14 protein-coding genes are annotated in these 12202 nt (G+C 56.5%); all 14 read right to left on the bottom strand.

What is annotated here, in order from left to right; all coding sequences use genetic code 11:
* Positions 1-14 precede the first annotated feature (14 nt).
* The 14 genes from AC3IT6_RS29040 to rpmH all read right to left on the bottom strand — a co-directional run bounded on the left by AC3IT6_RS29040 (position 15) and on the right by rpmH (position 11636).
* Complete coding sequence (locus AC3IT6_RS29040; RefSeq protein ID WP_008045680.1) at positions 15-551, bottom strand: F0F1 ATP synthase subunit delta; 537 nt, start codon at positions 549-551, stop codon at positions 15-17.
* Positions 552-563: 12 nt separating this feature from the next.
* On the bottom strand, positions 564-1034 hold the full coding sequence (locus AC3IT6_RS29045; RefSeq protein WP_008045681.1) for a F0F1 ATP synthase subunit B: 471 nt from the start codon (positions 1032-1034) through the stop codon (positions 564-566).
* Positions 1035-1092: 58 nt separating this feature from the next.
* Positions 1093-1350 (bottom strand): F0F1 ATP synthase subunit C, encoded by a 258-nt coding sequence (gene atpE, locus AC3IT6_RS29050; RefSeq protein ID WP_003097235.1) that lies wholly within the window; start codon positions 1348-1350, stop codon positions 1093-1095.
* Between the two features lie 134 nt (positions 1351-1484).
* Positions 1485-2354 carry a F0F1 ATP synthase subunit A gene (gene atpB, locus AC3IT6_RS29055; RefSeq protein WP_489353899.1) on the bottom strand — a complete coding sequence of 290 codons (870 nt, stop codon included), beginning with the start codon at positions 2352-2354 and terminating at the stop codon, positions 1485-1487.
* A gap of 16 nt (positions 2355-2370) precedes the next feature.
* On the bottom strand, positions 2371-2778 hold the full coding sequence (locus AC3IT6_RS29060) for a F0F1 ATP synthase subunit I (protein ID WP_150728259.1): 408 nt from the start codon (positions 2776-2778) through the stop codon (positions 2371-2373).
* 148 nt (positions 2779-2926) lie between these two features.
* A complete protein-coding gene (locus tag AC3IT6_RS29065) occupies positions 2927-3799 on the bottom strand; it encodes a ParB/RepB/Spo0J family partition protein (protein WP_489353901.1) in 873 nt (290 codons plus the stop codon).
* 9 nt (positions 3800-3808) lie between these two features.
* Positions 3809-4606 carry a ParA family protein gene (locus tag AC3IT6_RS29070; protein WP_007969897.1) on the bottom strand — a complete coding sequence of 266 codons (798 nt, stop codon included), beginning with the start codon at positions 4604-4606 and terminating at the stop codon, positions 3809-3811.
* An 18-nt stretch (positions 4607-4624) separates the two neighbouring features.
* Positions 4625-5269, bottom strand: coding sequence for a 16S rRNA (guanine(527)-N(7))-methyltransferase RsmG (rsmG, locus tag AC3IT6_RS29075; protein WP_007969895.1), 645 nt, complete (start codon positions 5267-5269; stop codon positions 4625-4627).
* Entirely contained in the window at positions 5266-7164 is a 1899-nt protein-coding gene (gene mnmG / locus AC3IT6_RS29080; protein WP_489353902.1) for a tRNA uridine-5-carboxymethylaminomethyl(34) synthesis enzyme MnmG, read from the bottom strand. The genes rsmG and mnmG overlap by 4 nt, the downstream gene beginning before the upstream one ends.
* A 549-nt stretch (positions 7165-7713) precedes the next feature.
* Positions 7714-9084 (bottom strand): tRNA uridine-5-carboxymethylaminomethyl(34) synthesis GTPase MnmE, encoded by a 1371-nt coding sequence (gene mnmE / locus AC3IT6_RS29085; RefSeq protein WP_150753776.1) that lies wholly within the window; start codon positions 9082-9084, stop codon positions 7714-7716.
* Between the two features lie 79 nt (positions 9085-9163).
* A complete protein-coding gene (gene yidC, locus AC3IT6_RS29090) occupies positions 9164-10843 on the bottom strand; it encodes a membrane protein insertase YidC (RefSeq protein ID WP_150753775.1) in 1680 nt (559 codons plus the stop codon).
* A 2-nt stretch (positions 10844-10845) separates the two neighbouring features.
* On the bottom strand, positions 10846-11091 hold the full coding sequence (yidD, locus tag AC3IT6_RS29095; protein WP_010207715.1) for a membrane protein insertion efficiency factor YidD: 246 nt from the start codon (positions 11089-11091) through the stop codon (positions 10846-10848).
* Positions 11084-11485, bottom strand: a complete 402-nt coding sequence (gene rnpA / locus AC3IT6_RS29100; protein ID WP_056727027.1) for a ribonuclease P protein component — start codon at positions 11483-11485, stop codon at positions 11084-11086. The genes yidD and rnpA overlap by 8 nt, the downstream gene beginning before the upstream one ends.
* A 16-nt stretch (positions 11486-11501) precedes the next feature.
* Entirely contained in the window at positions 11502-11636 is a 135-nt protein-coding gene (rpmH, locus tag AC3IT6_RS29105; RefSeq protein WP_003213577.1) for a 50S ribosomal protein L34, read from the bottom strand.
* Positions 11637-12202: the final 566 nt, after the last annotated feature.

A 12202-nucleotide genomic window follows, 5' to 3' on the forward strand; every position in this document is an offset into this window, starting at 1 on the left:
CTGCCCCTTCAAACTCAAGATTTCAATGCTTCGGCAAGTTTCGCGATTTTGCCGCGAATCGAGCCATCGATAACCAGGTCGCCGGCGCGGATGACGACACCACCAATAAGGGCAGCGTCCTCCGCAACTTGCAGGCGCACTTCCCGGTTGAGTCGTGCACTGAGAACCTTGGCGAGTTTGTCTTGCTGTTCTTGGTTCAATGCAAAAGCACTGGTCACTTCTACGTCTACCGACTTCTCTTGTTCGGCCTTGTACAGGTCGAACAGAGCGGCGATCTCCGGCAACAGCGGGAGACGGTCGTTTTCGGCAACGACGTGGATGAAGTTCTGTGCCTTGGCATCAAACTTGTCGCCGCACACGTCAATGAACGTGGCGGCCTTTTCTGCGCTCGTCAGTCGCGGGGCCTTGAGCACGCGCTGCATGGTGTCGTCTTCCGACACCGCTGCAGCCAGGCCGAGCATGGCTGACCAATTGGCCAGTTGCTGGTGGGCCTGAGCGTGCTCGAAGGCCGCCTTAGCGTAAGGTCGGGCCAACGTGGTCAGTTCTGCCATGATCGCCCTCGCTTAGATTTCAGCAGCCAGTTGGTTAACCAGCTCTGCGTGCGCGTTTTGATCGATTGTGGCACCCAGGATCTTCTCGGCGCCGCCGACTGCCAGCAAGCCCACTTGGGCACGCAGCGCGTCTTTGACACTGTTCAGTTCCTGTTCGATCTCGGCCTGAGCCTGAACCTTCACACGGTCAGCGTCGACACGGGCTTTTTCAACAGCCTCTTCGACAATCTGGTTACCGCGTTTCTTGGCTTGCTCGATGATTTCAGCTGCCTGAGCTTTCGCTTCGCGCAGTTGGTGACCCGCTTTCTCTTGGGCCAACTCCAGGTCGCGAGCTGCACGGCTGGCAGCGTCCAGACCATCAGCGATCTTCTTTTGACGTTCGTGCAATGCCGCAATGACCGGAGGCCATACGAACTTCATGCAGAACAGTACAAAAATCAGGAACGCAACGGACTGGCCAATCAGGGTCGCATTAATGTTCACGCCAACACCTCGCAGTTACGTTGTCCATCACACCAAATTACCCGGAAGATCCGAGTAATTAGCCAGCGATTTGACCAACGAACGGGTTCGCAAAGGTGAAGAACAGAGCGATACCAACACCGATCATGGTTACGGCGTCGAGCAGACCGGCAACGATGAACATTTTAACTTGCAGCATTGGAACCATTTCTGGCTGACGCGCTGCGCCTTCCAGGAACTTGCCGCCCAGCAGGCCGAAACCAATTGCGGTACCCAGTGCGCCCAGGCCGATCAACAGTGCAACAGCGATAGCGGTTAGACCAACTACAGTTTCCATCTTTCCTCCCGACTTTTACGTCGTATGGTTTAGGTTTTTTTAATTTAAAGCGGTAAAACAAATCGTTTCAGAGGCCCAGTGAAGAGCCCCTTCCCGTTTTACCGGGAAGGACATCAGACTAGTCGAGACTGGTCTTAATGGTTTTCTTCGTGCGCCATCGACAGGTAGACGATGGTCAGCATCATGAAGATGAACGCCTGCAGGGTGATGATCAGGATGTGGAACACAGCCCACGCCCACTGCAGAACAACGCCCAGGCCACTAAGCCAGAGCAGACCGCTGCCGAACATCACAGCAATCAGAATGAAGACCAGCTCGCCGGCATACATGTTGCCGAACAGACGCAGAGCCAGGGAGATCGGCTTGGCGATCAGGGTCACGAATTCCAGCAGGAAGTTCACCGGGATCAACAGCGCCTGAAGGAAGATGTTCTTGCTGCCGAACGGGTGCAGGGTCAGCTCACCGATGAAGCCGCCGAGGCCCTTGATCTTGATGCTGTAGAAAATGATCAGCGCGAACACCGAGAAGGCCATGGCCAGAGTAGCGTTCGGGTCGGTGGTCGACACGGCACGGAACGGGATGTGTGCATCGCCGGAGATCAGGATGGCCAGCTGAGGAATCCAGTCGACCGGTACCAGGTCGACGGCGTTCATCATGAACACCCAGACGAAGATGGTCAGTGCCAGTGGTGCAACCACCGGGCTACGGCCATGGAAGCTGTCTTTCACGCTGCCATCGACGAATTCGACCAATACTTCAACGAAGTTCTGCAAAGCACCAGGTACACCGGTAGTCGCCTTCTTCGCCGCCATGCGGAAAAGAAGAACGAAAATCAGACCCAATGCGACCGACCAGCCGAGTGTATCGACGTGGAAAGCCCAGAAGCCCATTTCCTTGGCTTCTGCTGCGGTGTGGGCAAAGCCCCAGCCGCCGTTTGGGAGCTGACCGAAGGTCAGGTTCTGCAAGTGGTGCTGGATATAGCCCGAAGCGGTTGTTTCTGCCATGTTTGCCTCAAACGCCCTAAGGTCTCGAAAGTCTTGTTCTCATCAGCAGGGGAGCGAACCAGCTGACTGACTGAGTCAGCACGAAGACACCGAATACTGCAATCGGCGCCAGTGGCTTCACACCTGCAAACACCAGTGCAAACAGCACTGCCGTCAAAATCAGTTTGCCTGCCTCGCCGGCATAAAAAGACCGGACGATGGACTGGGCTGCTCGGGCGCCGGAAAACCGAAATGCCCTGTGAGCGAAATAAACATTGGGCAGCAAGGCTATCAGGCCTCCGCAGAGTCCCGAGTACCCGGCAACGACTCCATATCGGTACCAGAGCGCCAAAGCGGCGATCAGCAACACGACAAATTGAGCCATTAACACCGGAAAAACTGCCAGGCGATGGAAGGGCAAGCGGTTTGGCGTGCGGGTTTCCATCACTTTCACTCTCCAATGGTCGGCTGCCGAAATTCACTAACTTGGCATAATTTGTGCCGACAAAATGCGCGCAGAGTATAGGGGCGGTTCTGCCCCTATTCAACTGTCAGGTAGTGATTTCCGACTGCACGCTACATGAGGAAATGTTTCAGCGGATATGTGCAAGTACGCCTTGAAGCTCATCCAGCGAGTTGTAGCCAATCACCAATTGCCCTTTACCCTTCTTACCGTGGCGGATCTGCACCGCAGAGCCTAGGCGCTCGGCCAGGCGCTGTTCGAGACGGGCGATATCCGGGTCCGGTTTTACCGCTTCAACAGGCTCCGGTTTACCACTCAACCACTGGCGAACCAGTGCCTCGGTCTGGCGCACGGTCAGCCCGCGTGCGACAACATGTCGCGCCCCTTCTACCTGTTGAATTTCCGGCAAACCGAGCAAAGCACGGGCATGACCCATTTCCAGGTCGCCGTGGGACAGCATGGTCTTGATGACTTCCGGCAAGGAAATCAGGCGCAACAGGTTGGCCACGGTCACCCGGGACTTGCCCACAGCTTCCGCCACCTGTTGCTGGGTCAGCTGAAACTCCTGCTGCAAACGCTGCAAGGCCACCGCTTCTTCAATCGGGTTCAGGTCTTCGCGCTGGATGTTCTCGATCAGCGCAATGGCGATCGCGGTTTCATCGGGTACATCGCGAACCATCGCCGGGATGGTTTCCTGGCCGGCTTGCTGGCTGGCGCGCCAGCGACGTTCGCCGGCAATGATCTCGTAGCGGCCGCTGCCGATCGGGCGAACCACGATGGGCTGCATGACGCCCTGGGCCTTGATCGACTGTGCCAGCTCTTCGAGGGCCTGCGGATCCATGTCACGACGCGGCTGGTACTTGCCACGCTGGAGCAGATCCAGGGGCAGGTGTTGCAGCTCACGCTGATCGGCTTGCGACGCTTGTTCTTCCAGCAAGCTGACAGTCGGACCACTCAACAGAGCATCCAGTCCACGTCCGAGACCTCGTTTCTTGACGGCCATGGGGATTCCTTAAGTTGCCTGAGCAGCGGCGATGCGTGAGTTTTTGCGTTGACGACGAACCATTTCGCCGGCCAATGCCAGGTAGGCAACGGCGCCTCGCGATGCTTTGTCGTACGCCAGCGCCGGCATGCCGTAGCTTGGCGCTTCGGCCAGACGGATGTTACGCGGAATGACGGTGTCGTAGAGCTGCTCGCCGAAGTGTTCCTTGAGCTGCGCCGAGACATCGTTCATCAGGCTCAGGCGCGGGTCGTACATCGTACGCAGCAGGCCTTCGACCTTGAGGTTCGGGTTCAGCAGTTCAGCGATACGCTTGATGTTATCCACAAGGTCGCTCAGGCCTTCGAGTGCGAAGTACTCGCACTGCATGGGGATAATGACCCCGTCGGCAGCAACCAGTGCGTTCAAGGTCAGCATCGACAGCGACGGCGGGCAGTCGATCAGGATGTAATCGTAGTTTTCCCGGATCGGCGCCAGCGCGCTGCGCAGGCGGCTTTCCTTCATCTGCATTTCCAGCAGAACCACTTCGGCCGCGGTGAGGTCGCGGTTGGCCGGCAACAGCTGGTAACCACCGTGTTCGGAGAAGTGCATGGCCTGGGCCAGATCACATTCTCCAATCAGCAGGTCGTAGACCGAGTTTTCCAGGCCATGTTTATCCACACCGCTACCCATGGTGGCGTTGCCCTGTGGATCAAGATCGATCAACAGCACCCGACGCTTGGTCGCGACCAGGGATGCTGCGAGGTTGATGCAGGTGGTGGTTTTGCCCACGCCACCTTTTTGGTTCGCAATCGCGAATACCTTAGCCATTCTTGCTTGTGTTCCCAATCATGCCGTGCGGCGCAGTATCAGCAGATGGCGTTGGCCTTGGCAACCAGGTACGGCCAGGGCGTGTTCGCTATCGAGGTGGAAGTCTGCCGGCAATGCTACCAGCTCATCGGCCGGATGAACGCCCTTCATTGCCAGCCAACGCGTTTCGCTATCGCCAAGGTGGCGAGTCCAGTTGCTGAAGTTTTCCATGCTGCTGAACGCCCGGGAAATGATCCCGTTGAACGGCTGGGCAGGCTGGAACGCTTCGACGCGACTGTGGATAACTTGCAGGTTATCCAGTTTGAGTTCGAGTTTTACCTGGGTCAGGAAACGGGTTTTCTTGCCGTTGCTGTCCAGGCAGGTCACCTGGGACTCGGGAAACAGGATCGCCAGCGGAATGCCAGGCATGCCGCCGCCGCTGCCGACGTCGAGCCAGCGACCGTTTTCGATGAACGACATCACACTCAGGCTATCGAGCAAGTGACGGGAAACCATTTCGTCCGGATCACGCACGGCGGTGAGGTTGTAAGCCTTGTTCCATTTGATCAACAGGGCCAGGTAACCCAGCAGCTGTGCGTGCTGGGTTTCTGTCAGCGTGACGCCAAGCTGGCGGGCACCTGTGGATAACTCTTCTGCGTGTTGCGAAGTGACCAACGAACTCAAGCGCTTTGCTCCAACTGACGGCCCGCGCCGCGTTTTTTCAAATGAATCATCAACAGCGAAATGGCTGCCGGCGTAACGCCCGGGATACGCGAGGCCTGGCCCAAGGTTTCTGGACGGGTCGCGCCGAGCTTGCTCTGGATCTCCTTGGAGAGACCGGAAATATTCGTGTAATCGATATCCACAGGCAATTTGGTGTCTTCGCTGGCGCGCAGGCGGGCGATTTCATCCTGTTGACGATCGATGTAGCCGGCGTACTTGGTCTTGATTTCGACCTGCTCGGCAACCTGTGGATCTTCTGCGCCCCCACCGGTCACGGCGATCAGACCAGCGTAGTCGATTTCCGGACGACTCAAGAGATTGAGCAGGTTGTATTCGTGAGTCAGTGGCGTGCCGAATTTTTCGGCAATGGCATCGCCCTGTTCGGTGCCCGGGCGTACCCAGGTGCTTTTCAGGCGCTGCTCTTCCAGTTCGATGCTTTCGCGTTTTTTGCAGAAAGCCGCCCAGCGCACGTCATCCACCAGGCCCAGTTCGCGACCTTTTTCAGTCAAGCGCAGGTCGGCGTTGTCTTCGCGCAGAATCAGACGGTATTCGGCACGGGACGTGAACATCCGGTACGGCTCTTGGGTACCGAGGGTAATCAGGTCGTCGACCAAAACGCCGATGTAGGCCTCGTCGCGACGCGGGCACCAGGCGTCTTTGCCTTGCGCACGCAGTGCAGCGTTGGTCCCGGCGAGCAAACCCTGGGCACCGGCTTCTTCGTAACCGGTTGTGCCGTTGATCTGCCCGGCGAAGAACAGGCCGCCGATGACTTTGGTTTCCAGGCTGTACTTCAGGTCGCGCGGGTCGAAGTAGTCATACTCGATGGCGTAGCCCGGACGCACGATGTGCGCGTTTTCCATGCCGCGGATCGATTGCACGATCTGCAATTGCACGTCGAACGGCAAACTTGTGGATATCCCGTTCGGATACAGCTCATGGGTGGTCAAACCTTCCGGTTCGATAAACACCTGATGGCTTTCCTTGTCGGCGAAGCGATGGATCTTGTCTTCGATCGACGGGCAATAACGCGGGCCGATGCCTTCGATCTCACCGGCAGCGGAATACATCGGCGAACGGTCGAGGTTCGCGGCAATGATTTCGTGGGTGCGCGCATTCGTGTGGGTAATCCAGCAGCTGACCTGCTGTGGATGCTGTTCCTTGCTGCCCATGAACGACATCACCGGGATCGGCGTATCACCCGGTTGCTCGGACATCACCGAGAAATCCACAGACCGGCCGTCGATACGCGGCGGAGTACCGGTTTTCAAACGACCCACACGCAATGGCAGTTCACGCAGACGGTGAGCCAGCGCGATCGATGGTGGATCACCGGCGCGACCGCCGGAAAAATTCTGCAAACCGATGTGGATAAGTCCACCGAGGAACGTGCCGGTGGTCAACACCACGGAATCGGCGAGGAAACGCAGACCCATTTGCGTGACAACACCACGGACTTGTTCCTGCTCGACGATCAGATCGTCAGCGGCCTGTTGAAATATCCACAGGTTCGGCTGGTTTTCCAGGATTTCGCGGACCGCGGCCTTGTACAGAACCCGGTCCGCCTGAGCGCGGGTTGCTCGCACGGCCGGGCCTTTGCGACTGTTCAACACGCGAAACTGGATACCGCCTTTATCGGTAGCCATGGCCATCGCGCCGCCGAGGGCGTCGATTTCCTTGACCAGGTGGCTTTTGCCGATCCCGCCAATGGCCGGGTTGCAACTCATGGCACCGAGGGTTTCCACGTTATGCGTCAGCAACAGGGTTTTAACCCCCATACGTGCTGAGGCCAGTGCTGCCTCGGTACCGGCATGACCGCCGCCGATGACGATCACTTCAAAACGGGAAGGGAAATCCACCACGCACCTCGTGCCTGCTTAAGTAGGTAATTCAGGAATAGTTTGAGCTCAGGTTTTTGGACCTGGTCGACAAGTATAGGGACTTCGCCCTTCCTAAAGAACCCTTTGCACAAAATTTAACCAGCTGTGGAAAAGTCGGAGTTATAGAAATTAAAAAGAAAGAAATTTATTAAATCTTTGTTTTTATGTTTATTTCTATGTACACGACTTTCTGTGGATAGATTGATACAGCCCTTTATTTTCAATATGTACAGAGATTCAAAACCCTGTGGTCATGTGCCAATGAGGCCCTTGGATAACCGGTGTAAGCCTGTGGATTAAAGGGGTGGTTATCCACAGAGGTGGTTATGTTCAGTTTTCGAGCCCTGTTATCAACTGACCTTAGCTACGGTTATTCACAGGGCTTAATCCACAAAAAGATGCCGTTTGCTTGAAATTCGGGTACAGGAAATTCGCTCAAGCAGACGAAGTCCGCTGGCACTGGAGGTTTTTTTCAGAAAAGGAGAGAGCAGACAGGCACGAATGGCCTGTCTGTGAATAACAGGAGGGCTACTTACCGATACAGAAGCTGGAGAAAATTCGCCCCAGCAGATCGTCAGAGCTGAAGGCACCGGTGATTTCACCCAGCGACTGCTGAGCCTGGCGCAAATCCTCGGCCAACAACTCGCCAGCGCCGGCCAGGGTCAATTGCGCGCGGCCATGCTCGAGGGCAGCACTGGCATGACGTAGTGCCTCAAGGTGTCGCCGGCGAGCGCTGAAGCTGCTTTCGGACGTTTGTTCATAGCCCATGCAGGCCTTGAGGTGTTCACGCAGCAGGTCCAGCCCGACACCACCAGACTTGGCACTCAGGCTGATGGTGACATGGCCGTCCTCGCTGATCTCCAGGGCAATGGCTTCGCCCGTAAGGTCGGCCTTGTTGCGGATCAGGGTGACTTTCGCGGGATCGGGACGGATTTCGAGAAACTCTGGCCAGAGTGCGAAAGGATCGAGGGCTTCAGGCGCCGTGGCATCGACCACCAGCAATACCCGATCCGCTTCGCCGATGGCTTTCAAAGCACGCTCGACGCCGATTTTTTCCACATGATCATCGGTATCGCGCAGACCGGCGGTATCCACTACGTGCAGCGGCATGCCATCGATGTGGATATGTTCACGAAGCACGTCACGGGTGGTCCCGGCAATTTCGGTCACGATCGCCGCTTCACGCCCGGCCAGGGCGTTGAGCAGGCTGGATTTACCGGCATTCGGACGACCGGCAATGACCACTGTCATGCCGTCACGCAGCAAGGCGCCCTGTCCGGCTTCGCGCATGACGGTGGATAACTCGTCGCGCACCTTGTCGAGCATGCTCAGGACGTGGCCATCGGCGAGGAAGTCGATTTCCTCTTCCGGAAAATCGATGGCCGCTTCGACATAGATGCGCAGGCCGATCAATTGCTCGGTGAGGTTATGCACACGTGACGAGAAGGCACCCTGCAGGGAGCGCAATGCGTTTCGCGCAGCCTGGGCAGAACTGGCTTCAATCAGGTCGGCAATGGCTTCGGCCTGGGCGAGGTCCAGTTTGTCGTTGAGGAAGGCGCGCTCACTGAATTCCCCCGGTCGGGCGAGACGGCAACCCAGTTCCAGGCAGCGCTTGAGCAACATATCCAGAACAATCGGACCGCCATGGCCTTGCAGCTCCAGTACATCTTCGCCAGTGAACGAGTTCGGGCCGGGGAAATACAAGGCAATGCCCTGGTCCAGCACCTCGTCGTTTTCACTGAAAAACGGACCGTAGTGGGCAAATCGCGGCTTGAGCTCGCGACCGCTGAAGGCCTTGGCCGCAACGCTGGCCAACGGCCCGGAAATACGCACGATGCCTACACCGCCGCGACCTTGAGCGGTGGCGACGGCTGCGATGGTTTCGCGAGGAACGCTCATAAACCGGTATCCAGACAAAAGTGACAGATAGCAAAACGCCCCACTAGGGGGCGTTTTGAGTGGTTATCCACAGTGTAAATCAGGCAGCTGCTTTAGCGGCCGCTTCGATCTTACGTGTGATGTACCACTGTTGGGCGATCGACAGGCAGTTGTTCACTACCCAGTACAGCACCAGACCAGCCGGGAACCACAGGAAGAAGAAGGTGAAGATGATTGGCATCAGCTTCATTACCTTGGCCTGCATCGGATCCGGAGGAGTCGGGTTCAGCTGCTGCTGGATGAACATGGTTGCACCCATGATGATCGGCAGAATGAAGAACGGATCCTTGATCGACAGGTCAGTAATCCACAGCATGAACGGCGCCTGACGCATCTCGACGCTTTCCAGCAGAACCCAGTACAGCGAGAGGAAAACCGGCATCTGCACGAGGATTGGCAAGCAACCACCCAGCGGATTGATCTTCTCTTTCTTGTACAGCTCCATCATGGCTTGCGACATTTTCTGCCGGTCATCGCCATGTTGCTCTTTCAGCGCGGCCAGTTTCGGTGCCACTGCACGCATGCGCGCCATGGATTTGTAGCTGGCAGCCGACAGCGGGAAGAAGATCCCTTTGATCAGCATGGTCAGGAAGATGATCGACCAGCCCCAGTTACCCACAATGGCGTGGATATGTTGCAGCAACCAGAAGATCGGTTGGGCGATGAACCACAGAATGCCGTAGTCGACCGTCAGTTCCAGACCTGGGGACAACTCTTTCAGCACGGCCTGGCTTTTCGGACCAGCGTACAGGACAGCGCTGGTCTCGGCCTTGGCACCCGGTGCAACACTCATCGATGGGCCGGTGTAGCCGATGATGTAGTTGCCTTTGCTGTCTTTACGGGTCTGGACGACGTTGTTTTCGCCCTTGGCCGGAATCCATGCGGTCACGAAGTAGTGCTGCAACCAGGCAACCCAACCGCCAGTGACGGTTTCTTTCAGCTGAGCCTTGTCCATGTCGCTCATCGACACTTTCTTGTACGGCTCGTTACTTGTCCACAGGGCGGCGCCCAGGTAAGTCGCGGTGCCGGTAGCCGTGGTCGACGAAGGATCGGCGCTGGCGTCGCGTTTCAACTGGGCGAACATCGCACCGGTCCAGGGCTGGGCGCTCTGGTTGTCGATCAGGTAGGAAACGGTTACGTCGTACAGGCCGCGTTTCAGGGTGAAACGCTTGATGTAGTTGACGCCGTCCTTGCTGAACTTCAGGTCCACGACCAATTGGTCCTGACCGTCAGCCAGCTGATAAACCTTCTTCTCCGAGGAATAAACCGGACGACCGGCCGGATTTGCATCCGGACCGTTGGTGCCGATCAGACCGCTTTGCGCCAGATAAGTACGTTCGCCGCCGTTATCGAACAGCTGGAACGGAATTTCCGGGTGATCCTGACGACGCGGATACAGCGGCAGGGTCAGCTGGGCAATATCGCCACCTTGTGGGTCGACAGCCAGGTCCAGTACATCCGTTTTGATCTGGATGAGGTCCTTGCTCACAGCCACCGGCGTTTCGGCAGGTGCGCTGGTGTCGCTTGCAGCACGTGGAATGTCGTCACTGGCAGAAGCGTTGGAGCCAGATGCCGTATCCGGCAGGCCCGATGCAGTCGTATTGGTGGCAACATTCTGAGTCGGCAGGGCAGCCTGGCCATAGTCCTGGTTCCATTTAAGAACCATAACGTAGGACACGATTGCCAGGGCGACGATCAGGATCGTGCGTTTGATATCCATGATTACTCGGCCATCGAAGAAGAACGGGAGGTAGGGATAGGTGGAACCGGGTCATAACCACCGGGATTCCACGGATGACAGCGACCTAAACGACGAAAGGTCAGCCAGCCACCGCGAAGAAGGCCATGATTTTCGATGGCTTCTAACGCGTAGCAGGAACAACTGGGGTAGAAGCGACAGTGACTGGCCATCAGGGGACTAATGGCATAGCGATAAAACTGGATCGGAACGAGTGCCAGTTTACGCATCTGGACTGTCTACCCCTACAGTTTCGGTTTTGACTGCTGGTACTGGCGAACTGCGAGCCAGACGTTTCCAGAGTTTGCCGAAATGCTGAATCAATTCGGGGTTTTCTACATCACCCAAACCTTTGCGCGCGACGATAACTATGTCCCAGCCGACCAGAGAATCCTGGTTCAATCGAAACGATTCGCGCATCAGACGTTTGAGGCGATTGCGCTCGACGGAGAGCTTTACGCTCTTTTTCCCGATAACCAACCCGAGACGGGGGTGATCAAGATCGTTGTTGCGCGCAAGGAGCAGGAGATTTTTCCCCGGAACCTTGCCGGTAGGGGAGTCAAAGACTGCCTTGAATTGCCGGGGGGTAAGCAGACGCTTTTCCCGACTGAAGTCCTGACTCACCTCCAGTGCCGGATTATCAAACTGCCAGACGCGCACGACCTTTGGCGCGACGACGCGACAGGACGGCACGACCGTTCTTGGTAGCCATGCGAGCACGGAAACCGTGGGTACGAGCGCGTTTGATAGTGCTTGGTTGGAAAGTACGTTTCATTGTCGTGTTACCTGGTTCGTCCACAACGGGCCGGAATGGCCCCCGTTTTAAGAGACCGGGGATTCTAGAGAAAGCAAGCCTTCAGGTCAATTTCCAACCAACGTTTCCTTATAAATAGATCTCCAGAGGATTTTCGGCGCTTGCACCTTGCGTAGATATAAAAATAAGAAAGGAAAGTATTTAAAGCTTTTCTGTAAAGCTTATAAAAGCTAGGCCCGCATCCTTCTGTGGATAACTCTGTTCAGCCCTTGTTTTACCTGCTGTACAGAGAATGACAACTACAGTGGAAAACAGTGTTCAGCCTGTGCTGCGCTGTCGGATAACCTGTGTGTGAAAGCTCGCCTTATCCACAGGCCGGTTATCCACCGAGTTTCGCCCCCACTTGTGCAATGACCTTAACCCCGGTTATCCACAGAGCTTATGCACAGACCACTGGTCGCCTTTTTTACGTAAGAAACGGTGATTCTTCTTGGTCGATGAACCACCTACGTGTGGATAAGTCGGCGTCTGGTCGCTACAATGGCCGCTTGTTTTTGCCTCACCGGCTTTCAACTTAGGGGATATCC

It is taken from the genome of Pseudomonas sp. KH_017 (genome assembly GCF_057840285.1).